General features: G+C 74.7%; 18 protein-coding genes and 1 tRNA gene. 14 read left to right on the plus strand and 5 right to left on the minus strand.

Going from position 1 to position 24,225, the window contains the following annotated elements:
- Positions 1-10: 10 nt before the first annotated feature.
- Positions 11-1,096 carry an NAD(+) diphosphatase gene (nudC, locus tag AC6CH6_RS01905; protein WP_498253839.1) on the plus strand — a complete coding sequence of 362 codons (1,086 nt, stop codon included), beginning with the start codon at positions 11-13 and terminating at the stop codon, positions 1,094-1,096.
- Positions 1,090-2,922, plus strand: coding sequence for an ATP-dependent helicase (locus tag AC6CH6_RS01910; RefSeq protein WP_498253840.1), 1,833 nt, complete (start codon positions 1,090-1,092; stop codon positions 2,920-2,922). The genes nudC and AC6CH6_RS01910 overlap by 7 nt, the downstream gene beginning before the upstream one ends.
- On the opposite strand, the gene AC6CH6_RS01915 is transcribed toward AC6CH6_RS01910, so the two are convergent.
- Positions 2,913-3,734: a hypothetical protein gene (locus AC6CH6_RS01915; protein ID WP_498253841.1), complete on the minus strand. Its 822-nt coding sequence runs from the start codon at positions 3,732-3,734 to the stop codon at positions 2,913-2,915. The two genes, AC6CH6_RS01910 and AC6CH6_RS01915, sit on opposite strands and share 10 nt — an antisense overlap.
- A gap of 163 nt (positions 3,735-3,897) precedes the next feature.
- Here AC6CH6_RS01915 and AC6CH6_RS01920 point away from each other — a divergent pair, with 163 nt between their 5' ends.
- Positions 3,898-4,467 carry a M48 metallopeptidase family protein gene (locus AC6CH6_RS01920; protein ID WP_498253842.1) on the plus strand — a complete coding sequence of 190 codons (570 nt, stop codon included), beginning with the start codon at positions 3,898-3,900 and terminating at the stop codon, positions 4,465-4,467.
- Here AC6CH6_RS01920 and AC6CH6_RS01925 read toward each other — a convergent pair.
- Positions 4,443-5,933, minus strand: coding sequence for a zinc-dependent metalloprotease (locus tag AC6CH6_RS01925; protein ID WP_498253843.1), 1,491 nt, complete (start codon positions 5,931-5,933; stop codon positions 4,443-4,445). The two genes, AC6CH6_RS01920 and AC6CH6_RS01925, sit on opposite strands and share 25 nt — an antisense overlap.
- 216 nt (positions 5,934-6,149) lie before the next feature.
- Here AC6CH6_RS01925 and AC6CH6_RS01930 point away from each other — a divergent pair, with 216 nt between their 5' ends.
- From AC6CH6_RS01930 to AC6CH6_RS01940, 3 genes are all read left to right on the plus strand, one after another.
- Positions 6,150-7,229 carry a YlbL family protein gene (locus tag AC6CH6_RS01930; protein ID WP_498253844.1) on the plus strand — a complete coding sequence of 360 codons (1,080 nt, stop codon included), beginning with the start codon at positions 6,150-6,152 and terminating at the stop codon, positions 7,227-7,229.
- 157 nt (positions 7,230-7,386) lie between these two features.
- Complete coding sequence (locus tag AC6CH6_RS01935; protein WP_498253845.1) at positions 7,387-10,374, plus strand: UPF0182 family membrane protein; 2,988 nt, start codon at positions 7,387-7,389, stop codon at positions 10,372-10,374.
- Between the two features lie 46 nt (positions 10,375-10,420).
- Positions 10,421-10,497, plus strand: a tRNA-Met gene (locus AC6CH6_RS01940).
- Positions 10,498-10,618: 121 nt separating this feature from the next.
- Here the strand turns inward: AC6CH6_RS01940 and AC6CH6_RS01945 are convergent.
- The gene (locus AC6CH6_RS01945) at positions 10,619-11,362 is read right to left on the minus strand and encodes a PspA/IM30 family protein (protein WP_133411298.1); all 744 of its coding nucleotides are present in this window, start codon (positions 11,360-11,362) and stop codon (positions 10,619-10,621) included.
- Positions 11,363-11,484: 122 nt separating this feature from the next.
- Entirely contained in the window at positions 11,485-13,542 is a 2,058-nt protein-coding gene (locus tag AC6CH6_RS01950; RefSeq protein WP_498253846.1) for a TPM domain-containing protein, read from the minus strand.
- Positions 13,543-13,820: 278 nt separating this feature from the next.
- On the opposite strand from AC6CH6_RS01950, the gene AC6CH6_RS01955 reads away from it, so the two are divergent.
- Positions 13,821-15,296 carry a S1C family serine protease gene (locus tag AC6CH6_RS01955; protein ID WP_498253847.1) on the plus strand — a complete coding sequence of 492 codons (1,476 nt, stop codon included), beginning with the start codon at positions 13,821-13,823 and terminating at the stop codon, positions 15,294-15,296.
- Between the two features lie 34 nt (positions 15,297-15,330).
- Here the strand turns inward: AC6CH6_RS01955 and AC6CH6_RS01960 are convergent, their stop codons facing one another.
- On the minus strand, positions 15,331-15,798 hold the full coding sequence (locus AC6CH6_RS01960) for a tRNA (cytidine(34)-2'-O)-methyltransferase (protein ID WP_017833618.1): 468 nt from the start codon (positions 15,796-15,798) through the stop codon (positions 15,331-15,333).
- Between AC6CH6_RS01960 and AC6CH6_RS01965 the strand changes: the two genes are divergently transcribed.
- The 7 genes from AC6CH6_RS01965 (at position 15,797) to AC6CH6_RS01995 (ending at position 24,195) form a co-directional block, all read left to right on the plus strand.
- Positions 15,797-17,062: a cysteine desulfurase family protein gene (locus AC6CH6_RS01965; RefSeq protein WP_498253848.1), complete on the plus strand. Its 1,266-nt coding sequence runs from the start codon at positions 15,797-15,799 to the stop codon at positions 17,060-17,062. The genes AC6CH6_RS01960 and AC6CH6_RS01965 overlap by 2 nt on opposite strands.
- Before the next feature lie 159 nt (positions 17,063-17,221).
- The gene (gene mnmA, locus AC6CH6_RS01970; RefSeq protein WP_498253849.1) at positions 17,222-18,424 is read left to right on the plus strand and encodes a tRNA 2-thiouridine(34) synthase MnmA; all 1,203 of its coding nucleotides are present in this window, start codon (positions 17,222-17,224) and stop codon (positions 18,422-18,424) included.
- Positions 18,425-18,434: 10 nt separating this feature from the next.
- A complete protein-coding gene (locus tag AC6CH6_RS01975; RefSeq protein WP_017833621.1) occupies positions 18,435-18,836 on the plus strand; it encodes a chorismate mutase in 402 nt (133 codons plus the stop codon).
- The gene (locus tag AC6CH6_RS01980; RefSeq protein WP_498253850.1) at positions 18,833-19,885 is read left to right on the plus strand and encodes a uroporphyrinogen decarboxylase/cobalamine-independent methonine synthase family protein; all 1,053 of its coding nucleotides are present in this window, start codon (positions 18,833-18,835) and stop codon (positions 19,883-19,885) included. The genes AC6CH6_RS01975 and AC6CH6_RS01980 overlap by 4 nt, the downstream gene beginning before the upstream one ends.
- A 184-nt stretch (positions 19,886-20,069) precedes the next feature.
- Complete coding sequence (mtrA, locus tag AC6CH6_RS01985; RefSeq protein WP_017833623.1) at positions 20,070-20,753, plus strand: MtrAB system response regulator MtrA; 684 nt, start codon at positions 20,070-20,072, stop codon at positions 20,751-20,753.
- Positions 20,750-22,504 (plus strand): MtrAB system histidine kinase MtrB, encoded by a 1,755-nt coding sequence (gene mtrB, locus AC6CH6_RS01990; RefSeq protein ID WP_498253851.1) that lies wholly within the window; start codon positions 20,750-20,752, stop codon positions 22,502-22,504. Before mtrA ends, mtrB begins: the two co-directional genes overlap by 4 nt.
- Positions 22,501-24,195 carry an LpqB family beta-propeller domain-containing protein gene (locus AC6CH6_RS01995; protein WP_498253852.1) on the plus strand — a complete coding sequence of 565 codons (1,695 nt, stop codon included), beginning with the start codon at positions 22,501-22,503 and terminating at the stop codon, positions 24,193-24,195. The genes mtrB and AC6CH6_RS01995 overlap by 4 nt, the downstream gene beginning before the upstream one ends.
- Positions 24,196-24,225 lie beyond the last annotated feature (30 nt).

Below are 24,225 nucleotides of genomic sequence, written 5' to 3' on the forward strand. Positions count from 1 at the left end.
AGTGGGGGACGTGCCCGCCTCGACCCCTTCCGAGCCCGTTCCCGGCTCCCGCCCCGTGCCCGCCCCCGAGCGTCTCTCGCCGGCCCGCCTGCCGTTCGCGGCGACGGCCTTCGACCGCGACGCCGTCGACCGAGAGCTCCACGACGTGCGCGTGCTCGCCGCGCAGGACCCCACCACGCTCGTGCTCGTGCTCGCGGGCGGTCTCGCCCCCGTGGCCGGGGACGCCCTGGTCCTGGTGCCCGCGGCCGAGCTCCCGGCCGTGCCCCACGACCCGCGCCGGCCGGAGGTCTACCTGGGCCGGCTGCCCGGCGCCGATGGGGGCCCCGGCCCCCGCGTCCTGCTGCGCGCCGTCGCCGCCCCCGAGCCCGGGGGCGAGGACGCCGCGGCGGAGCCCTTCGCGGTGCCCGAGCCCCTCGTGGCGGCCGTCACCGCGTTCGCCGCCGGCCGGGGCGGGGAGGAGCTGCGCTGGGCCGGCCTGCGGGAGCTCGGCCCGGTGCTCCCGACCGGGGACACCTCGCTGCTCGTCACCGCCCAGTCCGTGGGACTGTGGCACCGGGACCACCCCCGTTGCCCGCAGTGCGGGGAGCCCACCGAGGTGATCCGGTCCGGCTGGGCCCGGCGGTGCCCCAACGACGAGTCGCTGCACTTCCCGCGCACCGACCCCGCGATCATCGTGGCGGTCAGTGACGGCGACCCCGACCCCGACCGGGAGCGGCTGCTGCTCGGCCGCTCCGCGCTCTGGAAGGGCAACCGGTTCTCGACCCTCGCCGGGTTCGTGGAGCCGGGGGAGTCCCTGGAGCAGGCCGTGGTCCGCGAGGTCGCCGAGGAGGCGGGCCTGACCGTGGGGGACGTGCAGTACCTGGGCTCCCAGCCCTGGCCGTTCCCGCGCTCCCTGATGCTCGGCTGCCGCGCCGTGGTGCGCTCCGGCGCGGCCGTCCCGGACGGCCAGGAGATCCTGGAGCTGCGCTGGTTCACCCGGGCGCAGCTGCGGGAGGCGGCGCGCACCGGGTCCGTGACCCTGCCCGGGCGGGTCTCGATCGCGCACGCGCTCATCGCGCACTGGCTCGGCGAGGACCTGCCGGAGACCGCGTGGTGACCAGCAGCGAGACCGGCACGGACGTGGAGTCGACCCTCGAGGAGCGCATCCTCGCCGGCCTGGACCCCGAGCAGCGGGAGGTCGCGACCACGCTGCGCGGACCCGTGTGCGTGCTCGCGGGCGCCGGCACGGGCAAGACCCGGGCCATCACCCACCGGATCGCCTACGGCATCGCCACGGGCGTCTACACCCCGCAGAAGGTCCTGGCCCTGACGTTCACCGCCCGCGCCGCCAACGAGATGCGCAACCGGCTGCGCGAGCTCGGGGCCGCCGGGGTGCAGACGCGCACGTTCCACGCCGCGGCCCTGCGCCAGCTGCAGTACTTCTGGCCCCAGGCCGTGGGCGGGCCCCTGCCCGGGCTCGTGGAGCACAAGGCGCGGCTCATCACCGAGGCCGCGCAGAACATGCGCCTGTCCACGGACCGCGCGGCCGTGCGGGACCTCGCCGCCGAGATCGAGTGGGCCAAGGTCTCGATGCTGACCCCCGACACCTATCCGACGCGGGCCGCCGGGCGGGAGATGCCGCTGAACTACGACGTGCGCACGGTCCAGCGCCTGTACCAGTCCTACGAGGAGCTCAAGACCGACCGGCACCTGATCGACTTCGAGGACGTCCTGCTGCTCACGGTGGCCGTGCTCGAGGAGGACGAGCGCGTCGCCGCCACTGTGCGCGAGCAGTACCGGCACTTCGTGGTCGACGAGTACCAGGACGTCTCCCCGCTGCAGCAGCGTCTCCTCGACGCCTGGCTCGGGGGCCGGGACGACGTCTGCGTGGTGGGCGACGCCTCCCAGACGATCTACTCCTTCACCGGGGCCACCTCCCGGCACCTGCTCGAGTTCCCGGCCCGGCACCCGCAGGCGCGGGTGGTCGAGCTCGTGCGCGACTACCGCTCCACCCCGCAGGTCGTGGAGACCGCCAACCGCCTGCTCGCGGCCCGCCGGCCGGCGCGGGGCTCGACCCCCGGCGCCTGGGCCACCCCGCTGCGCCTCGTGGCGCAGCGCCCGGACGGGCCACCCCCGTCCTGGAACGAGTACGCGGACGACGAGGCCGAGGCGGCGGGGACGGCGGCGCGCATCCGGGACCTGGTCGACGACGGTGTGCCCGCGTCCGAGATCGCCGTCCTCTTCCGCACCAACGGGCAGTCGCAGGCCTTCGAGACCGCGCTCGCGGAGGCGGGCATCGGCTTCCAGCTGCGCGGCACGGAACGGTTCTTCAACCGGCCCGAGGTCAAGCAGGCCGTGGTGCAGCTGCGCACGGCGGCGCGGGCCGCCGAGGCCTCGGACGAGCCCACGCGCCTGGTGCGCGACATCCTCTCCTCGCTGGGCTACTCGGACCGCGCGCCGCGCTCCACGGGCGCGGTGCGCGAGCGGTGGGAGTCGCTGGCCGCGCTGGTCTCCCTCGCGGACCGGATGGCCGCGGAGGCCGCCGCCCGCGAGGAGCAGTTCGTGCTCCCCGACTTCGCCGCGGAGCTCGAGCGGCGCATGGCCCAGCAGGACGCCCCCGTGATGAACGGGGTGACCCTGGCGTCCCTGCACTCGGCGAAGGGCCTCGAGTGGGACGCCGTGTTCCTGGCGGGTCTCAGCGAGGGGCTCATGCCGATCGGCTTCGCCGAGACCGCCGACGAGATCGACGAGGAGCGCCGGCTGCTCTACGTGGGCATCACCCGAGCCCGTGAGCACCTCGTCCTGTCCTGGACCCTGTCCCGCACCCCGGGCGGCCGGCCCACGCGCAAGCCCTCACGCTTCCTCGACGCCCTGCGGGAGACCGGCGGAGACCGCCCCGCCCCGCGCCGGTCCCGCCAGGGCGGCGCCCGCGCTCACGCCTGATCGAGGCCGCACAGGCACCGGCTCCGGTCCGGCTCCGGCCAGGACACCGCGTCCGGCCACGGCGGGGCGTAGAGGACGGCGCGCCCGGCGCCGCCCTGCTCCCGGAGCCCGTGCCCCCCGGCTCCGGCGCCGCACAGCGCGTCCAGGGCCACCGCGAGCACCTCGACGGCCAGGCGGACCGCGACGGCCTCCGCGTGGGCCGCACCCGCCCACGCCGCGAGGACGGCGGCGGGGCCGTGCGGCGCCGTGCGGGGCTCCGTGTGCTCGAGCGTCGCCCGCACGCAGTCCGGGCAGGGCCGGTGCGCCCAGGGGACGGTGGGCCAGCGCAGAAGGACCCCGTCGGCGTGGTGCAGCGACACCACCGGGTGGCGGGGGTCGATCCCCGCCCACGCCTCCGGTTCCACCGCTCCGGGCGGCAGCCGGCCGTCCGGGCCGGGCCGCCCGGAGCTGTGCACCACGACCGTGCCCGGCAGCAGCGCCCCGGGGAACAGCTCCGGCGCGCTGACGGGGGCGCACCGGGGGTCGAGATCGCGCAGCCGCCGGCGCAGGGCCGCCTCGCGGGACCGGCCGACGTCCGCGGGCCGGTACGCGCCGGTCCCGAGGTCGGCGACCGCGACGGGCGCGGCGTCGCTGACGTTGAGCCCGAGCACGCCGCAGCGCAGCAGGCGCACGGCCAGCGCCGCCGCTAGACCGTCCAGACCCAGGAGCAGGACGTGCACCTCGTCCGGACGGGGCCGCTCGAGACAGGACAGGCGCAGGTCCGGATCGTGCGGGGAACCCTGAGGAGGGCCGGGGAACGGGGTGGTGGGCACGGGACGCCTTCCGGGACGCGTGGGCGGGACATCGTCACTCTCGCCCGGACCGTGCCCGCGGCGCGCCCGCCGGCGGGTCCTCCACAGTGCACGGCGGAGCGCTGTGCACACGGGCGCGGGCCGGCGTTTCGCGGCCCGTGCCCGCGGCGTGTTCAATGTCCCCATGCCCGTACCGTCGCAGCCCGAGGTCGTCGTGCGCCGCTCCGCACGCCGGCGCAAGACCGTGTCCGCCCACTGGAGCGAGGACACGGTGGTGCTCTCGGTCCCCCAGACGGCCACCCGTCGGGAGATCGAGCACTGGACCCGGGAGCTGGTGCCCCGGGTCGTGGAGCGTCGGCGCCGCGAGGCGGCCAAGGGCGCCGACCGGCGCTCCGACGACCACCTCCTGCAGCGCGCCCACGAGCTGTCGCGGCGACACCTCGACGGCCGCGCCCGGCCCTCGGACGTGCGGTGGTCCGGGCGGCAGCACACCCGGTGGGGCTCCGCGACGCCCGCCACCGGGGTCATCCGGATCTCGGCCCAGCTCCAGCAGGCCCCGGAGTGGGTGCTCGACTTCGTGCTGGTGCACGAGCTCGCGCACCTGCTCGAGGCCGACCACAGTCCCCGGTTCCGGGAGCTCGAGGCCCGCTACCCCCTCGCCGAGAAGGCCCGGGCGTTCCTGGACGGCGCCGCGTGGGCGCACCGGCACGCCGGAGGCACCGGCGCGGATCAGCGGGAGCCGTCCCCGTCCTGAGGCCCGTCGTCCTCCGGCCGCCCGGGACCGCCGCCCGTGCCGGGCCCGCCGTCCTTGCCGGGAGCAGGGTCCGTGGCCGCACCGCTGTCCGCGCCGGGCCCGCCCTCGGGGCCCTCGTAGCCGCCCGAGAGCAGCCGCTGGAGCGCGGCGTCGACCTCGTCCTCGGACGCGGTGAGCAGCCCGCGGCGCTCGGAGAAGCCCGCGGGGTCGTCCAGGTCCTCGTCGGTGGGCAGCAGCTCCGCAGCGTCCCACAGGCCGTCCCGGTCCTCCATCCCGCGGCGCTCGCCGACGTACTCCCAGAACTGCGCGGCCTCGCGCAGCCGGCGCGGGCGCAGCTCGAGCCCCACGAGGGAGCCGAACGCGTGCTCGGCGGGCCCGCCGGCGGCGCGGCGGCGCCGGACGGTCTCGGACAGGGCCTCCCCGGAGGGCAGGTTGGCGGTCGAGGCGACGGTGACCACGTGCACCCAGCCCTCCACGAGGGCGAGCACCGTCTCGAGCCGCTTGAGGGTGACCTCCTGGTCCGGGGTCTGCTGCGGGGCGAAGATCCCGGAGGACAGGGCCTCCTGCATGCTCGAGGGATCCATCGGGTCGATGTCCCGGGCGGCCTCCTCGATGCGGGACATGTCGATGTGGATCCCCGCGGAGAAGCGCTTGACGAGGTCCAGGATGTGCTGGCGCAGCCACGGGTTCGCCGCGAACAGCCGGACGTGCGCCGCCTCCCGCACGGCGACGTAGAGCATGATCTCCTGCGCGGGGATGTCCAGGCCCTCGCCGAACGCCCTGATGCTGGCGGGCAGCAGCCCGGAGCGGCCCTCCGCGAGCGGGAGGCCGATGTCGGTGGAGCACAGCACCTCGCGGGACAGGCCGCCGATGGCCTGGCCCAGCTGGATCCCGAACAGCATCCCGCCGGCGCCCGCGAGCATCCCCGAGGCCCCGCCCATCATGGCGGACAGCTCAGGGGGCAGCTGCTGGGTGAGGGCGTCGGTGAGCGCCTTCGTCACGGACTCCGCGACCGGGCCCGTCATGTCCTTCCAGGTCTCCTGGGTGGCCTCGATCCACTCCGCGCGGGACCACGCCTGGGGCCGGATCGAGGTCTGGCCGAACTCGGTGTGGTCGGCCAGCCACAGCTCGGCGAGGCGCATCGCGTCCTCGACCGCGCCGCGCTGGGCGGGGGTCACCGACGGGTCGCCGTCGGCGGCGGCGATCTGCCGCGCGTGGTCGTGGGCGAGCTTCCAGTTGACCGGTCCCTCGGAGGCCCCGGCGCCCATCATGGACTGGATCTGCTGGAACATCATCGACATCGCCTGGGGGTCCACCGGCACGCCGGCGCGCTGGAGGTCCTCCGGGCTCATCCCGCTCTGCCCCATGAGGCGCTCGAGCATCTCCTGGAAGGGGTCCTTGGGGCCGTCGCCGGAGTCGTCCCCCGGGGTGTTCCCGGGGCGGTCGTTGGGAGGCTGGGGAGTCATGGGTCCACCGTTCTTCGATCGGGTCGGGGGATCGGGCGGCACGGGCGCGCCCGACGTCTCTGCTCCCAGCGTAGCGAGCACCGGACGGGGCCGACCATGAGCCAACTCCCAGTTCGCTGGAAGCTCAGGGCCGGGTCCCGCGCGATAAGCTGGACCGTCCGGACCGTGCGGCCTCACAGCCTCCGGTCCCTCCGACGACGACGCCGAGGACCGCCCGTGACCGCATCCCCCCGCCCGCGCCGTGCCCTGCGCCGCCGCGGCCTCGAGTCCTGGGCGCTGCTGGGCTCCGCCGGGCTGCTGCTGGCCGGGACGGTGCTGCCCGCCCCCTTCGTGATCGAGGCTCCCGGGCCCACGTTCAACACGGTGGGGGAGCACGACGGCCGGCAGCTGCTGGGGGTCTCCGGCGCCCCGACCTACCCGAGCGACTCCGTCCTGGACCTGACCACGGTCTACGTCACCGGCGGGCCCAACAAGAACGTCAACGTGCTCGCCGTCCTCGGCTCCTGGCTGGACCCGTCCGCCTCCGTGGTGCCGGCCGACACCCTCTACCCCCGGGACGTGTCGGGGGAGGAGGCCGACCAGTACAGCATGGCGGCGATGAGCAGCTCGCAGGAGGACTCGGTCGCCGCCGCGCTGACGCACCTGGGCCAGGACTTCAGCACCCGGCTCTCCGTGCAGGACACGGTCCCGGGCGGCCCCGCGGAGGGGGTGCTCGAGCACGGCGACGTCCTGCGCGGCGTGGACGGGGAACCCGTCCCGTCGCTGCCGTCCCTCAAATCGGCTCTCGACGCGGCGGGGGAGCGCGGCGTCACCCTGCAGGTCGAGCGGGCCGGGTCGCCGCGCGACGTCGAGGTGGACACCGTGCGCGACGAGGCGTCGGGGAACTGGCAGCTCGGCGTGTTCCTGCTGGCCGCCTACGACTTCCCGATCGACGTGGCGTTCGAGCTCGACGAGGTCGGCGGGCCCAGCGCGGGGCTGATGTTCGCGCTGGGGATCGTCGACGAGATGACCCCGGGCTCGATCGCCGGGGACCGGCACGTGGCCGGCACCGGCACCATCACCCCGGAGGGGGAGGTGGGGCCCATCGGCGGCATCCGGCAGAAGCTCGAGGGGGCCTCGGCGGCCGGGGCGGAGGTCTTCCTCGCCCCGGCGGACAACTGCGCCGAGGCGCAGGGTCACGTCCCCGAGGGGCTGACGGTCGTGTCCGTGCGCACCCTCGACGACGCCGTGGCCGCCGCCGAGACCGCCGGGAGCGGCGGGGACCTCTCCGCGCTGCCGGGGTGCGCCGCCCGATGACGGGCGCCGTGTGCACGATTGCACCCCCGAGAAGCCCGCGGGCAGAATGGACGGGGTGCCCCGGCGACCCGCCGGCGGCGCTCCTCCTCGACGCAGGCCGAACCCCACGACTTCACGCACCACACCTGACGAACGACCCCGATTGCAGAGGTAACCAGTGACCGCCGGACCCACAGCCCCCCGACCACCGAGGCAGCAGCCAGAAGGACAGCGGCGGAAACGGGGTGCGCTGTGGCCGACGGTCGTGGTCGTCCTGGTCCTCGTGGCCGCCTTCGTGGGACTGACGCAGCTCTACACGGACGTCCTGTGGTACGACCAGCTGGGCTACCTCAGCGTGTTCGTCACCGAGAACGTCACGAAGATCGTGATCTTCGTGGTCGCCGCCGTGCTCGTGGCGGCGCTGATGTTCGCCAGCCTCTTCCTCGCCTACCGCAGCCGGCCCATCACGGCCGAGTCCATCGTGGACGACAACCTGCGCCGCTACCAGGAGGCCCTCGAGCCGGTCCGCAAGATCGTCATCGTGGTGGTGCCCGTGCTCTTCGGGCTCTTCGCGGCGAGCACGGCGATGACCCAGTGGGACACCGTGCTGCTGTTCCTCAACCAGGAGCCGTTCGGCCAGGAGGACCCGCAGTTCGGCCTCGACATCGGCTTCTACGTCTTCACCCTCCCGTTCCTGCGCTTTCTCATCGGGTTCCTGGTCTCGGCGATCCTGCTGGCCGGCGTGGCGGGGATCCTGATGCACTACGTCTACGGCGGCATCCGGATCACCGAGCGGGGGCTCAGCACCACCCGGGCGTCCCGTGTGCACCTGGGGGTGCTGGCCGCGCTGTTCCTGCTGCTCCAGGCCGCGAACTTCTGGCTGGACCGGTACTCCACGCTGCAGTCCACGTCCGGGACGTGGACCGGCGCGCTGTACACCGACGTCAACGCCGTGATCCCCACCAAGGCGATCCTGGCGGCGGCCGCCCTGATCGTCGCGATCCTCTTCGTCGTCGCGTCCTTCATCGGCCGCTGGCGGCTGCCGGTCATCGGCACCGCCATGCTGCTCGTGGTCGCGGTCGTGGCCGGCGGGATCTACCCGTGGATCGTCCAGCGCTTCCAGGTCACGCCCACCGAGCAGGCCCTGGAGAGCCAGTACATCCAGCGCAACATCGACCTCACCCGGTCGGCCTACGGGCTGGACGCGGCCGAGGTCATGCCGTACGACGCCACCACGGAGACCGAGCAGGGCGCCCTGCGCCAGGACACCGAGACCACCTCGAACATCCGCCTGCTGGACCCCAACGTGGTCTCCGCGGCGTTCTCGCAGCTGCAGCAGTTCCGCCCGTACTACCAGTTCCCGGACACCCTCAACGTGGACCGCTACGAGATCGACGGCGAGGTCCAGGACACCGTCATCGCCACGCGTGAGCTGAACCCCGACCAGAACCAGGGGTGGTTCAACCAGCACGTGGTCTACACCCACGGCTACGGCGTGGTCGCCGCCTACGGCAACCGGGTCGAGGTGGACGGCAAGCCGCAGTTCATGCAGGCCGGCATCCCGTCCCGGGGCGTGATCTCGGACGACTACGAGCCGCGCATCTACTTCGGCGAGAACTCCCCGCTGTACTCCATCGTGGGCGGCGCCGAGGGCGACGAGCCCCTCGAGCTGGACCGCCCGCAGACGGCCGGCGACGAGGCCGGCGACGCCAAGACGACGTTCGCCGGCAACGGCGGGCCCAGCATCGGCAACTTCTTCAACCGGCTCGCCTACGGCATCAAGTTCCAGTCCTCGGACATGCTGCTCTCGGACGCCGTGCGCCCGGAGTCGCAGATCCTCTACGACCGGGACCCGCGCGAGCGCATCGAGAAGGTCGCCCCGTACCTGACGGTCGACGGCGCCCCGTACCCGGCCATCATCGACGGTCAGGTCCAGTGGATCGTGGACGCCTACACCACCTCGGACGCCTTCCCGTACTCGACGCCGTCGGTGCTGCAGGAGGCGACGCAGGACACGCAGACGGCCCAGGGCGCCGCGGCGGCCCTGCCGCCGGAGCGGGTCAACTACATCCGCAACTCGGTCAAGGCCACGGTCAACGCCTACGACGGCTCGGTGAACCTGTACGCGTGGGACGACCAGGACCCGGTCCTGAAGGCGTGGCAGAACGTCTTCCCGAGCACGCTCAAGCCCTACTCCGAGATGTCGGCGGAGCTCATGGCGCACGTGCGCTACCCGCAGGACATGTTCAAGGTCCAGCGGGAGCTGCTCAACCGCTACCACGTCACGGACTCCGGAAGCTTCTACCAGAACGACGACGTGTGGTCCGTGCCCAACGACCCGACGCAGGACTCGGACGTGGCGCTGCCCCCGTACTACCTGTCGATGCGGATGCCCGGTGAGGAGGAGGCCAACTTCTCGCTCACCACCTCCTTCATCCCGCAGCAGTCGGAGACGGGCAACACCCGCAACGTGATGTACGGGTACCTCTCCGCCAACTCCGACGCCGGCACCGGCGAGGACGGCGTGAAGAGCGACGAGTACGGGACACTGCGCCTCCTGGAGCTGCCGCGCTCCTCCGTGGTGCCCGGCCCGGGCCAGGCGCAGAACCTGTTCAACTCGGACACCGACGTCTCCACGGAGCTGAACCTGCTCCGCCAGGGCGCCTCCGAGGTGATCAACGGCAACCTGCTCACCCTGCCCGCGGGCGGCGGCATGCTCTACGTGCAGCCCGTCTACGTCCAGTCCTCGGGCGACGCCGCATACCCGACGCTGCGCCGCGTGCTCGTCGGCTTCGGCGAGGAGGTGGGCTTCGCGCCGACCCTCGAGGAGGCCCTCGACGAGGTCTTCCAGGGCGACTCCGGGGCCCAGACGTCGTCCGGTGCGGGCGTCGACGAGGCGGAGGCCGGGAGCCCGGACGGCGCCGGCGAGGACGGGGCCGAGGCCCCGGCCGGCGGCGCCAGCCTCGAGGACGCCCTCAGCGACGCCAACCAGGCGATCCAGGAGTCCGAGGAGGCCCTGCAGGACGGCGACTGGACGTCCTACGGCGAGGCCCAGCAGCGGCTGCAGGACGCCATCGAGCGGGCGCTCGAGGCGGACGGCGTCGTCGCCCCCGAGGCGGAGGGCGCCCTGGCCCCCGAGGAGCCGGCCGAGCAGCCCGCCGAGTAGCCGATTTGCGGGTCCACCCCGCGGCACGTATAGTCATACATGTCGCCGCGGGGTGGAGCAGTTCGGTAGCTCGCTGGGCTCATAACCCAGAGGTCGCAAGTTCAAATCTTGCCCCCGCAACCACGGAAGGCCCCCGGACCGTCACGGTCCGGGGGCCTTCGCCTTGCCCGGAGGACCACGGGCGGGAAAGAGCCCCCACGGCCGCGGCCGTGGGGGCTCTTCCGTGTCCGGGGACAGGACCGGGTCAGACCTCTTCGGAGGAGACGATCCGCTCGGCGTTGCGGGACTTCAGGGCGGCGAGCCGGGCCTCGATCTCCGACTGCTGGCCCAGGGACTCGAGGGACTCGAACTGCGCGTCCAGGGAGGACGCGGCGAGCTCCTGCTGGCCCAGGACACGGGCCTCCTCGCGGCGGATCTTGTCCTCGAAGCGGGAGACCTCGCTCGTCGGGTCGAGCACGTCGAAGGCCTTGAGCGCGTCCTGGACCTGCGACTGCGCGTGCGCGGTCTTCTGCCGGGCGTTGAGCTCGTCCCGCTTGTTGGACAGCTCCTGGAGCTTGCCCCGCATCTTGTTGAGCCCGTCCTTGAGCTTCTCCACGACCTGGGTCTGGGACTGGATCTGCGGTTCGGCGCCGCGCGCCTCCGTCTCGTACTGGATCTGGCGCTGGAGGGCGACCTTGGCGAGGTTGTCGAACTTCTCGGCCTCGGAGGACTTGCCGGCGCCCCGGTACTCCTCGGCCTTGTTCGAGGCCGCGAGGGCCTTGTTGCCCCACTCCTGGGACTCGCGCACGTCCTCCGCGTGGTCCTGCTCGAGCAGGCGCAGGCTGCCGATGGTCTGCGCGACGGCGGCCTCGGCCTCGCGGATGTTCTCGGTGTAGTCGCGCACCATCTGGTCCAGCATGAGCTGGGGGTCCTCGGCGGCGTCGATCATGCCGTTGATGTTGGCCTTCGCGAGCTGGGCGATGCGGCCGAAGATGGACTGCTTGATCATGGTTCCTTCTCTCCTCTGGTGCTTCCCGGGAGGGGCTCCCGGGATCGTGGGTCGGTCGGGGATGGTGGGTCGGTCAGGGGTCACGGGGCGGACGGGGGTCAGGGGGCACCGGTCGGCGCGGATCAGAAGCTTCCGCCGATGCCGCCGCCGAAGCCTCCGCCCCCGCCGCCGAACCCGCCGCCGAAGCTGCCGCCGAACCCTCCGCCGCCACCGCCGAAGCCTCCGCCCCCGCCGCCGTTGAGGATCGAGCCGAGGAGGATGCCGCCGAGCATCGCGCCGCCCAGACCGCTGTTGGAGCGGCCCCGGTGGCCGCCCATCCCCACGGGCGTGCCGAAGCCGCCGTAGGAGAAGGAGTCGACGTCCTGCTGGGCGATGTACTGGGCCTCGCCGGCGAGACGGACGGCCTCGTTGGCGCAGGTCAGCGCCTCGGAGGGGTCCGACTTCCGGGCCTGCTGGGCGGCTTCCAGGTAGCGCTCGGCCTCCGCGAGACGGGTGCGCGCCTCCGGGCCGACACCGCCGCGGCGGGCCCAGATGTACTCGCTCGCCGAGCTCAGCTGGGCCTGCGCGGAGACGAGGGTGTGGGCGAGGGTCTCCCGCGCGGAGCGGTCCCGGTCGTTCTGGGAGCGCACCGACGCGAGCCCCTTGTCGAGCTCGTCCTTGGCCACCGCCAGGCGCCGGCTCAGGCCGAGCGGGTCGATCCGTCCGGCGCCCATCTGCTCCTCGACGGTGCGCAGGACGGCGCCGACGCCGGCGACGGCCCCGGCGAGCTCCGGGTTGGAGCCGCGCCGGACGAGGGCGTCCGCCTCGGCGACGTCCCGCTGGGCGATGGTCACGGCGTCCTTGAGGGACTCCTCGGCGTGGGCGAGCTCGGTGGCCGTGTGCTCCACGGCGTCGAGCAGGCCCCCGGCCTGTCCCACGCCCTCCTCGGCGGCGCGGATGTCGAGCACGGCGTCGCTCGTGCGCCCGGCGGCGAGGTCGGTGCGGGCCTCCTCCACGGCGGTGTCCACGAAGTCGAGCCGGTCCCGGGCCTGGTCGATGTTGTCCTTGACGGGGGCGAGCGCGGTGTCGTTGTAGCGGGCGGTGAGCTCCCGCAGCCGGGCGTCGGCCGCGCCGAAGCGGGGGCGCACGGCCTCGGCCTGGCGCCGCACGTCCTCGAGGGCCTGCGGGGCCCGGGACTCCAGTTGGCGCAGCGAGCTGAACGCCTCCTGGTGCTCCTGGAGCGGGCGCTGGGCGTCCTGGGAGCGGGCGATGATCTCGCCGAGCCAGGCGCGCTGCTGCTCCTCGGTGTCGGGGATGTGGTCCTCGAGCTGCTGCTGGAGGGCGAAGGAGGCCTGCATGTGCTTCTTGGCGTCCTGGACGGCGCGGCGGAACGGCTCGACCTGCTCGTCCCCGTACTGCAGCTGGGCGAAGGCCAGCTCCTGCTCGGAGTGCTGGATGGCGTTGTCGGTGGACACCAGCAGCTCCCCGGCCCGCTTGCGCAGCTCCGGCACCGGGACCTCCTGGTAGGGGCCGCCGGGGCCCTGCGGAGCGCCTCGGCCGCCGGGCCCGCCCTGCGGGGCGGACCCCTGCTGCCGGCGCTTCTTGTTGCGGGAAGCCATGCCGTAGACGGCGAGCCCGCCGAGGCCGAGCGCCCCGAGACCGAGCAGGCCGAAGCCCGCGCCGCCCCCGTCCGAGCTCTCCCCGGTCCCGGCGGGGGCGCCGGAGAGCTCCGTCTCGATGCCCTCGACGGCCCCCTCGACCGCGCCGTCCCAGTCGTCGGCCGCGAGCGCCGGGGTGATGAACTGCCGGTTGATGCGCTCCTGCTGCTCGGTGCTGAGGGGTCCCGTGGAGTACGCCGAGAAGCGCTGCTGCCGGTCCTCCGTGGCGACGACCAGCACCGCGTCCGAGCTGCCGAGCCCGTTGAGCTCGGCGAACTCCTGCAGCCACGCGTCGGGATCGGAGGGGTCGGTGAAGGTGTCGACGAACACGGCGGTGAGGGTGATCCCCTCCTGGGTGGCGAGCTCGCGCACGTCCGCGGCCAGCGCGGAGGGATCCTCCAGCACCCCGGACTCGTCGACAATCCGCTCGCCCGGGGGCACGTCGACGGGCGGCTGGGCGAGAGCCGCTCCCGCGGGTACGAACAGGGCGAGCGTCAGGCCGCAGCCGGCGGCGGTCCGGCGGGCAATGGGGCGCCAGTGCATGATCTCCCTCACGTGGTCGGTGCTCCCGATTCTAGGGCGAGGGCGTCACGGCGTGACGATCGGCGCCGAACCTACGCGCAGGGCGAAACCACAAGGCGGCTGATGACCTGCGGGCGGGCCCGGCGGTCCCCGGGCGCCGTCCGGGCGGCGCCCGGGGAACGGCCAGGGCTCTCAGCGTCGTCTCAGTGCGGACGTGGATACTTGAGGACAGAGCCGCCCGTGCCACCCCGTCCGCACCGGGGACCGCCGGGCCCGTCCGTTTCCAGGAGGAGACCCCCATGTCCGAGCCCCGCGACCCGCGGTACGGTGCCGATCCGCAGCTCACGCAGCCCCTCCCGCCGGTCTACGGCCGTCCGGCCCACGACCCGTGGGCGTCCGGCGCCGAGCAGGACGCGCGCGCCGGCCACGGGGCACCGCAGGGCGGCGGTCAGGGCGCGGGCCCCTACGCCGGGGCGTGGCAGGGCGCCGGGGACCCCGCAGCCCGGCACCCGTGGGGGAGCGGCACCGGGAGCGGCGCCGGGGGCCGCCGGGAGCGGCGGCGCTTCTCGGGGGGATCGCTCGTGACGGGCATGGTCCTGGCCGCACTGGTCGGGGCGGGGGCGGCCGTCGGGACGGACGCCCTGCTGGACGGCGGCGGCGCGGCACCGGCCGCGGGCGGGTCGACGTCCAGCTCGGTCATCGTCAACGACCAGGCCGAGGTGAACGCGGTCACCGCGGCGGCCGTGAAGGCGTCCCCGTCCGTGGTGACGATCTCCGCGTCCGGCGGCGGCCAGAACGGCTCCGGCTCCGGGGTGATCATCGACGACGAGGGCCACATCCTCACCAACACGCACGTGGTGACCCTCGACGGGACCACGAGCAGCCCCTCCCTCGAGGTGCAGCTCGACGACGGCAGGGTGCTGCCGGCCGAGGTGGTCGGCACCGACCCGCTGTCCGACCTCGCGGTGCTCAAGGTCGACGCCCAGGGGCTGACCCCGGCGACCCTGGGCTCCCTGGACGACGTCAACGTGGGCGACACGGCCATCGCGATCGGCGCGCCGCTGGGCCTCGCGGGCACGGTGACCGACGGGATCGTCTCCACCCTCAACCGGACCATCACGGTGGCCTCCTCCGCCGCGCCGTCCACGCCGTCGGAGGGCGACGGCGAGGGCGAGGAGCAGGGCGGCGGCAACGACTTCTTCTTCAACTTCCCCGACGAGGACGGCGGCTCCGGCGGCCGCTCGCAGGGCTCCTCGCCGTCGGTGTTCCTCAACGTGATCCAGACCGACGCGGCCATCAACCCCGGCAACTCCGGCGGGCCGCTGATCGACACGGACGGCGAGGTGATCGGGATCAACGTGGCCATCGCCTCGGCCGGCTCCGGCACGGAGGCCGGCAACATCGGCGTGGGCTTCTCGATCCCCGTCGACACCGCGCAGCGGGTGGCCGTGGAGATCATCAACAACGGCCGGGCCACGCACGGCTACCTCGGCACGAGCGTGAGCGCCGCCCCGGGCGCGGACGGCCGGAGCCGGGCCTTCTCCGACGGCGCCGCGGTGGAGCAGGTCGTGCCCGGCTCGCCGGCCGACGAGGCCGGGCTGGAGGTGGGCGACGTGATCACGGAGTTCGACGGCCACCGCATCCAGGACGCGAGCTCCCTGACGGCGGCCGTGCGCGAACTGCCCGCCGGCGGCACCGGGACGATGACGTTCGTGCGGGACGGCGAGGAGCGCACCGCGGACGTGACGGTCGGCGACGCCGAGGAGCAGCAGTGATCGGCGGGCCCCGGCGGGCGACCGGTCGCCGGGGCTAGCTCCCGGCGCCCGCGAAGCCCAGCTGGCGCCAGGCCTCGTAGACGGCGATGGACGCCGAGTTCGCGAGGTTCAGCGACCGCCGGGCCGGCAGCATGGGGATGCGGACCCGCGCGGTGACGTGCGGGTCCGCCTTCACCGCGGCGGGCAGGCCCACCGACTCGGGCCCGAACAGCAGCACGTCCCCGGGGCGGTAGGCCACGTCCGTGTGCGAGACCTCGCCGTCGGTGGTGAACGCCCAGACCCGTTCCGGGGCCAGGGCGGCCCAGGCCGCGTCCAGGTCCGGGTGGACGGTCAGCACCGCGAGGTCGTGGTAGTCGAGGCCGGCCCGGCGCAGGTGCGCGGAGCCGAAGTCGAAGCCCAGCGGCTCCACGAGGTGCAGCTCGGCCCCGGTGACCGCGGCGAGGCGGATCGCGTTGCCGGTGTTGCCCGGGATCTCGGGGGTGTGGAAGAGGATGCGGAGCATGACCGCCAGTCTACGGACGCCGGGCGCACGCCCGGGCCGGGGCCCTAGACTGGCGTCCGTGCCGCACGAGTCCGTCTACCTCGACCACGCCGCCACCGCGCCCCTCCGGCCCTCCGCGCTCGCCGCGGTCGCCGAGCAGCTGGCCCGCGGCGGCAACCCGTCCTCGCTGCACCGTCCCGGCCGCGCGGCGCGCGCCGTCGTCGAGCAGGCCCGCGAGGACGTCGCCGCGGCCCTGGGCGCGGAGCCCGTCGAGGTGGTCTTCACCTCAGGGGGCACCGAGGCCGACAACCTGGCCGTCCAGGGCCTGTACCGGCACCGGCGCGAGCAGGACCCCCGCCGCCGCCGCGTCCTCGTCTCCGCGGTGGAGCACGCCGCGGTGTCCGACACCGTCGAGTGGCTGGCCGCCCACGAGGGCGCCGAGGCCGTCTGGCTGCCCGTCGACGCGGCCGGCCGCGTGGACCCGGCCGCCGTGCGGGAGGAACTGGCCCGCGACCCGGGCGCCACCGCGCTGCTGGCCGTCATGTGGGCCAACAACGAGGTGGGCACCGTCCAGCCCGTCGCGGAGATCGCCGCCCTCGCGGAGGAGTTCGGGGTCCCCTTCCACTGCGACGCCGTGCAGGCCTTCGGCGCGCTGCCCGTCGACGCGCACCTGCCCGGGCTCACCACGCTGGCCGTCTCGGCCCACAAGGTGGGCGGACCGGTGGGCGCCGGGGCCCTCGTGGCCGGGCGCACGGTGGGGCTGGCGCCCGTCCAGCACGGGGGCGGGCAGGAGCGCACGGTGCGCTCCGGCACCCTCGACGCCGCCGCGCTCGCCGGCTTCGGGGTGGCGGCCCGCGAATCCGCCGCGGAGCGGGAGACCGAGGCGGAGCGGCTCGCGGGCCTGCGCGACCGGTTGGTGGAGGGCGTGCGCCGGATCGTGCCGGACGCCGTGCTGCGCGGACCGGAGGACCGGGAGCACACGGGCGCCCGGCTGCCCGGCAACGCCCACTTCACCTTCCCCGGGTGCGAGGGCGACTCCCTCCTTTTCCTGCTGGACGGCGCCGGGATCGCCTCCTCCACCGGCTCGGCCTGCCACGCCGGGGTGCCCCGCGCGTCCTCCGTGCTGCTGGCCATGGGCCTGGACGAGGCCACCGCGCGCGGCGCGCAGCGCTTCAGCCTGGGCCGCACGAGCACCGGCGCCGACGTCGACGCCCTGCTCGCCGCGCTGCCCGAGGTCCACCGGCGGGCGCTGCGCGCCGGGCTCTCCGGCGCGGCGCCCGTCTGAGCCCGCACCGGTCGACGCCGCACCGGTCGACCCCCCGCCGGTCCGATCCCGCACCGGCGGGACTCGCGGGACCCGCCCCGCCGCGGCCGGGGAATACCGGCCGGCCGCGCCCCGTTGACGACACGGACCACGACCCCGACCCCTGGAGACGATCTCACCGTGCGAGTACTGGCAGCCATGAGCGGCGGCGTCGACTCGGCCGTGGCGGCGGCCCGCGCCGTCGACGCCGGCCACGACGTGACGGGCGTGCACCTGGCCCTCTCGCGCACGCCCGGCACCCTGCGCACCGGCTCCCGGGGCTGCTGCACGATCGAGGACTCCCGGGACGCCTGGCGCGCCGCCGACGTCCTGGGCATCCCGTACTACGTGTGGGACTTCTCCGAGCGCTTCCAGGCCGACGTCGTCGACGACTTCGTCGCGGAGTACGCGGCCGGACGCACGCCCAACCCGTGCCTGCGGTGCAACGAGAAGATCAAGTTCGCCGCCCTGCTCGAGAAGGCCCTCGCCCTGGGCTTCGACGCCGTGTGCACGGGGCACTACGCCAAGGTGGTCGAGGACCCCGCCGGCGGCCGGGAGCTGCACCGCGCGGCGGACTGGGCGAAGGACCAGTCCTACGTCCTCGGCGTCCTCACGGCCGAGCAGCTCGAGCACGTGCTGCTCCCGCTGGCCGACACCCCGTCCAAGGCCGAGGTGCGGGCCGAGGCCGCCCGCCGCGGGCTGTCCGTGGCGAGCAAGCCCGACTCCCACGACATCTGCTTCATCCCCGACGGCGACACCCGCGGCTGGCTCGCGGAGCGCATCGAGATGACCGAGGGCGAGATCAAGGACGTCGAGGGCAACGTGGTCGGCACCCACCCCGGCGCCAACGCGTTCACGGTGGGCCAGCGCAAGGGCCTGCGCATCGGCACCCCGGCCCCCGACGGCAAGCCGCGCTTCGTCCTGGAGATCCGGCCGCGGACCAACGAGGTCGTCGTGGGCCCGCAGGCGATGCTGGCGGTCGACGAGCTGCGCGGGATCCGCCCCTCCTGGGCCGGGGCGCCCGTGCCCGAGGCGGCGCCGCTCCTGCGGCCCGGGGCCACGGCCGGGGCGGCGTCGGACCCGTTCCCCGTCCTCGCCCAGGTCCGGGCGCACGGGGACCCCGTCCCCGCCCGGGCCCACCTCGAGCTCGTCGAGGGGGACGACGGTCCGCTGCCCGAGCTCGTGGTCCGGCTCGAGGAGCCGATGCGCGGCGTGGCCCCCGGACAGTCGGTCGTGCTCTACCAGGGCACCAGGGTCCTCGGCCAGGCCACGGTCGACCGCGCCCACTCACTGGCCCGCCCCGACGTCCCGGGTGGTGCGGGCCGGCCCGATCCCGCCCGATAGACTGGCGGCCATGACCGCACCGCACCCCCACGCCTCCGCCGACGTCCGGGCCCACCAGGACTTCGACGCCACCGCGTCCTCGCTCCAGGAGCAGGCCGACCCCCGCGTGCTCGCCGAGCTGCAGTCCATCCGCGGCACCATCGACAACATCGACGCGGCCCTGGTGCACCTGCTCGCCGAGCGGTTCAAGGCGACCCAGCGCGTCGGCGTCCTCAAGGCGACTCACGGCCTGCCCGCCGGTGACCCGGACCGCGAGGCCGCCCAGATCGGCCGCCTCCGGGCGCTCGCGGCCTCCGCGCAGCTCGACCCCGAGTTCGCGGAGAAGTTCCTGAACTTCATCATCAGCGAGGTCATCCGCCACCACGTGGCCCTCTCCGAGGACCACCGGCGGCAGGACGACGACCGCCCGTGACCCGCAGCGCCCCGCCCGGCCCCCGGCGCACCGACCCCGACGTCCCCGGCGTCGTGGGCACGGCCCTCGGCGCGATGCCGGGCACGGACGTCGTCGAGTCCGTCACGCTGCTGCGCGGCGAGCTCGGGGCCCCGCACATCTCATTCCTGCCCGTCCTGCCCGCCCGCGGTGCGGCCGCCGACCCCGTGGCCCGCACCGCCGCGGTGCTCGACGACCTGTACGCGGACCGGCAGCCCCACGGGCTGCGCGTCTCCGGGGTGCCCGGCAAGGACTCCCGGTCCGCCCGGGCGCTGCTGGCCGGTGACGTCAACGTGCTCGCCGACGTGATCGGCGCCGAGAGCGGCCCCGACGACGCCCCGGTCAAGACCCAGCTCGTCGGCCCGCTCAGCCTGGCCGCCCGGCTCCACCTGCACGCGGGGGAGCGGGCGCTCAAAGACCACGGCGCCCGCCGCGACATCGCGGACTCCCTGGCCTCCGGCGTCCTCGAGCACGTCCGGGCGGTGCGCGCCGCGGCCCCCGGACGGGACGTCCTCGTCCAGTTGGACGAGCCCGAGCTCGCCCGGGTGCTCGCGGGCGGCCTGCCCACGATGAGCGGCTACCGGACCCTGCGCGCGGTCCCCGCCGCGGAGGCACGGCGCTCGCTCACCGCCGTCGTCGAGGCCTGCCGGTCGGCCGGCGCCGCCGGCGTCGCCCTGCGGCTGCCGCCCGGGGTCGATCCCCGGCTCGCCCGGGAGGCCGGCGCGGACGCCGTGCACGTCCCGGCCCCCGCCGGCACCGTCCACGACTGGGAGCCGCTCGCCGCGCTCGTCGAGGACGGCATGCAGCTGTGGCTGGGCCTCGTCCCCGCGGCCGGCGGCACGGCCCGCGCCCTCGCCGGGGGCGTGTGGTCCGTGTGGCGGGACCTCGGGCTGCCCGCCGCCGCCCTCGACCGGGTCCGGATCACACCCCGCGAGGAGCTCGACGCCCTGGGCCCCGCCGAGCTGCGCGAGGTCCTCGCGCGGGTCACCGGAACCGCCTCCGCGCTGGCCCGGACCGCCGCCGACGCGTGAGCACGTCCCACCCGGTGGACCGACACACTCCGCGCCGAGGTGCGGGGCGGGCCGCAATCGGCCACAATGCAGGTGGACCCCGGTCCACCACGACGCCCAGGACACCCTGGCCACGACGCCCCGGACGCCCCGGGCCACGGCGGCCCCCGCTCCGGCGGGCCCGCCCCACACCACCGGAGAGGCGATGAACGCGCGAATACTGGTCGTCGACGACGACGCCGCCCTGTCGGAGATGATCGGGATCGTCCTGACCGCGGAGGGCTTCGAGCCCGTCTTCTGCTACGACGGTGCCACCGCCGTGGACACCTTCCGGGCCGTGCGCCCGGACCTGCTGCTGCTCGACCTCATGCTCCCGGGCAAGGACGGCATCCAGGTCTGCCGCGAGATCCGCACGATCTCCGACGTCCCGGTCGTCATGCTCACCGCCAAGTCGGACACCGTCGACGTGGTCCGCGGCCTGGAGGCCGGGGCCGACGACTACGTGCCCAAGCCCTTCAAGCCCGCCGAGCTCGTGGCCCGGGTCAAGGCCCGGCTGCGCCCAGTGGAGCGCGCCAACTCGCAGGAGCTGCGGATCGGCGACCTGACCATCGACGTGAGCGGGCACAGCGTGCACCGCGGGGACCACGAGATCGGCCTCACCCCGCTCGAGTTCGACCTGCTCACCGCCCTGGCGCGCGCACCGCACCAGGTGTTCTCGCGCGAGATGCTGCTCCGCGACGTCTGGGGCTACCAGCACGCCGCCGACACGCGGCTCGTCAACGTCCACGTGCAGCGGCTGCGCTCCAAGATCGAGCGGGACCCGGAGAGCCCCGAGATCGTGGTCACCGTGCGCGGAGTCGGCTACAAGGCGGGCACGTCCGCCCGATGACCCCGCCGGACGCCGCCGCCTCCACCCGGCGCCGCGGGCCGGCCGGTGCCGCGACCCGGCGGCTTCGGCTGGGGCGGCTCCTGCTGGCCCGCCGGTGGCGGCAGTCCCTGCAGTTCCGGGCCATCGCCGTGTCCCTCTCCCTGACCGCGCTGGCCTTCTTCGTCACGGGAAGCTTCCTCTCCCACCAGATCGCGGACCGGCTGTTCTCGGAACGGCTGGACCAGGTCCTCGCCTCGGCCACCGCGGACTTCGAGCAGGTGCAGGCCAGCTTCGACGCCTCGGACGCCTCCGACCGCGACGAGCTGCAGGCGCTCGTGGCCTCGACCCTCGGCTCGCTCTCGGTCGACGGCGCGGAGACGGAGCGCTGGATCCTGCTCCCGATGGACTTCACCAGCGGGCAGACCCTCATCCCGGCGCAGAGCCAGAGCCCCTGGATGACCTCAAGCACCGTGCCGCCGGAGCTGCAGGAGCGGCTCGCGGAGCAGGACGGCGTGTTCTGGCAGCCCGCCTCGGTCCGGGTCACGGAGAACGGGGAGGAGGCCCCCGTCATCGTCGTCGGCACGGTGGTGGACCTCTACCAGAACAGCCGCTACGGGCTCTACCTCGTCTACGACTTCTCCGAGCCGCAGCGCACCCTCGACGCGATGCACGCGGTGCTGCTGCTGTCGGTGGTCGTCCTGCTGCTGCTCGTGGGCGCGATCGTCTGGTACGTCACCCGCGAAGTGGTCCGGCCCGTGTCCAGCACCGCCCGCGTGGCCGAGCAGCTCGCGGACGGCGACCTGGGCGTGCGGATGCCCGTCAGCGGCTCGCACGAGGTCGCCCGTCTCGCCCGGTCCTTCAACCGCATGGCGGACAGCCTGCAGGACCAGATCACCCAGCTCGAGCAGCTCTCCTCGATGCAGCAGACCTTCGTCTCGGACGTCTCCCACGAGCTGCGCACCCCGCTGACCACGGTGCGGATGGCGGCCGAGGTGCTCTTCAACGCCCGCGAGGACTTCGACCCCGTCAACCGGCGCTCCGCCGAGCTGCTCTACCACCAGGTGGACCGCTTCGACGCCCTGCTGGCCGACCTGCTGGAGATCTCCCGCTTCGACGCGGGGGCGGCGCGGCTCGAGGTGGCCAGCGTCGAGCTGTTCTCGGTCGTGCACGACGTCGTGGAGGCCGCCGCCCCGCTCGCCGTCTCGTCCGGCTCCACGGTGCGGGTGCGCTCGGAGCTGTCCCGCTGCACCGTCCAGGGGGACCAGCGGCGGATCGAGCGGATCCTGCGCAACCTCGTGGTCAACGCCCTCGAGCACGGGGAGGGCCGGCCCATCGACATCGTGGTGGGGGCCTCCGAGGTGGCCGCGGCGGTGGCGGTGCGCGACCACGGCATCGGGATGACCGAGGAGGAGGCCGCCAAGGCGTTCAACCGCTTCTGGCGCGCGGACCCGGCCCGGGCCCGCACGACCGGCGGGACGGGGCTGGGCCTCGCGATCGCCACCGAGGACACGCGGCTGCACGGCGGCCGGCTCGACGTCTGGGGCGCCCCGGGGGAGGGCGCGTGCTTCCGGCTCACCCTGCCCCGGACCCGCGGACGGCGGCTCGTGCCCGACGACGAGAGCCCGCTCGGGCTGCCGCCCGACGCCGACGCGTACCCGGAGACCGCGGTGGTGACGAGGACGGGGACCCTGGCCCTGGCCTCCGCGGCCGCGGCGGAGCCGGCGCCCCCCGCCGCGGCCCAGCCGACCGACGTCGAGGAGGACCGGTCATGAGCAGGACCCGCCGGCTGACCCGCACGGCAGCACTGGCCCTGGCCGCGGCCGTGGCGCTCGGCGGCTGCGGAGCCATTCCCCGGACGGGACCCGTGCACCGGCACGCGGAGCCCACCCGGTCCGCGGTCCAGCCGAGCTACGACGTCGAGCCGGCCGGCCCCCGCGAGGGCGCGACGCCGGAGCAGATCGTGCGGGGCTTCCTCGCGGCCGGGACCGGCGTGGCCGACGACTACTCCGTGGCCCGCGAGTACCTCACCCCCGAGCTCGCGGGCACCTGGCACCCCGACGCGCGCACCCTCGTGCACCGGGGCGACGCCGCGCCCGTGCCCCGGCTCGAGGACAACGAGTACCGGGTGAACCTCGAGGTGGACAGCGTGGTGGACGGCAGCGGCGTGATCGAGCGCAAGCCGGCGGGCGCCACCGAGGTGCTCGACTTCGACGTGGTCCAGGTGGACGGCCAGTGGCGGATCTCCGACGCCCCCGACGCCACGGCGCTCACCCCGGCCGACTTCGAGGACATCTTCGAGCCCCACCACCTCTACTTCGCGGACGAGGACCTGTCCAACGTGGTGGTCGACCCCCGGTGGTTCCCGGACCGGGTGCCCGTCTCGACGTCGATCGTGCGGGCCCTGCTCGGCGGCCCCGCGCCCTACCTCCGGGGGGCCGTGACCTCGGCGTTCCCGCCGGGCACCACGCTCGCCCGCTCGGCGGTGCCCGTGCGGGACGGCACCGCCACGGTGGAGCTCAGCGTGCCCGAGTTCGACCCGGCGAACATCGAAATCAACCGACGGATGCACGACCAGCTCGCGCTGAGCCTCCGGTCGCTCACCGCGGTGAACGACGTGGAGCTGCTCGTCGAGGGGGCGCCCGTGGAGCTGGGCGCGGGGTGGACGGACGCCGCGCCCGTCCAGGACGTCACCGTCCCGTCCCGCCAGGTGGGGCTGCGCGAAGGCGACCTCGTGTTCTACCAGGGCGGCCAGACCGAGACCGTGGACGGGATCCCGCCGCTGGACGGCCACCACCCGTCCAGCCCCGCGATGGACGCCGCCGCCGAGCACTTCGCGTTCGTGGACACGGGCACCGGCTCGCTCGTGACCGTGGCCCGGGAGGAGGAGCCCGTCGAGCAGTTCAGCGGGACCGGCCTGACCCGGCCGAGCTTCGACGAGCACGGGTGGGTGTGGACCGGGGACTCCGCCGGGACCGTCCGGGCCGTGCGCGCCGTCCCGGGCGCCGGGGGCCCGGTCCGCGTCGAGGCCTCGTGGCTCGCCGCGCGGACCGTGACGTCCCTGCGGGTCTCGCGCGGGGGCACCCGGGCGCTCGTCGTCACCGAGGACGAGGGGGTCTCCCAGATCTGGCTCACCGGTGTGGTGCGCGAGCCCGACGGCACGCCCCGCCGGCTCAACGAGCCGTTCCGGGTGGCCGCGGACGTCGACGCGGACGCGGCCCTGTGGCTCAGCGACCGCGAGTTTGTCGCGGCCCCGCTCGGCGGCACCGGCTCCGTCCGGCCCCGCATCTACGACGTGTCCGGGCGCTTCCGCGAGCTGCCCGGCATCGAGGGCCTCACCGGGCTCAGCGGGGGCAACGGCACGTCCTCCGTCTACGCCGTGGCCGGCGGCACGCTGCACATGCTCACCGGCAACGCCTGGGCGCCGCAGAGCGAGGACGTGCTGGACACGGCGTTCGCCGGCTGACGGCCCGCCGGGTCCGACCGCGGTCCACAG

The organism is Kocuria sp. GQ42 (assembly GCF_059758435.1).

Coding starts and splice junctions, on each gene's coding strand:
- AC6CH6_RS01920 (WP_498253842.1), top strand. CDS start 3,898: ATGCCCGTACCGTCGCAGCCCGAGGTCGTCGTGCGCCGCTCCGCACGC.
- AC6CH6_RS01925 (WP_498253843.1), bottom strand. CDS start 5,933: ATGACTCCCCAGCCTCCCAACGACCGCCCCGGGAACACCCCGGGGGAC.
- AC6CH6_RS01945 (WP_133411298.1), bottom strand. CDS start 11,362: ATGATCAAGCAGTCCATCTTCGGCCGCATCGCCCAGCTCGCGAAGGCC.
- AC6CH6_RS01950 (WP_498253846.1), bottom strand. CDS start 13,542: ATGCACTGGCGCCCCATTGCCCGCCGGACCGCCGCCGGCTGCGGCCTG.
- AC6CH6_RS01955 (WP_498253847.1), top strand. CDS start 13,821: ATGTCCGAGCCCCGCGACCCGCGGTACGGTGCCGATCCGCAGCTCACG.
- AC6CH6_RS01965 (WP_498253848.1), top strand. CDS start 15,797: ATGACCGCCAGTCTACGGACGCCGGGCGCACGCCCGGGCCGGGGCCCT.
- AC6CH6_RS01960 (WP_017833618.1), bottom strand. CDS start 15,798: ATGCTCCGCATCCTCTTCCACACCCCCGAGATCCCGGGCAACACCGGC.
- AC6CH6_RS01975 (WP_017833621.1), top strand. CDS start 18,435: ATGACCGCACCGCACCCCCACGCCTCCGCCGACGTCCGGGCCCACCAG.
- mtrA (WP_017833623.1), top strand. CDS start 20,070: ATGAACGCGCGAATACTGGTCGTCGACGACGACGCCGCCCTGTCGGAG.
- mtrB (WP_498253851.1), top strand. CDS start 20,750: ATGACCCCGCCGGACGCCGCCGCCTCCACCCGGCGCCGCGGGCCGGCC.
- AC6CH6_RS01995 (WP_498253852.1), top strand. CDS start 22,501: ATGAGCAGGACCCGCCGGCTGACCCGCACGGCAGCACTGGCCCTGGCC.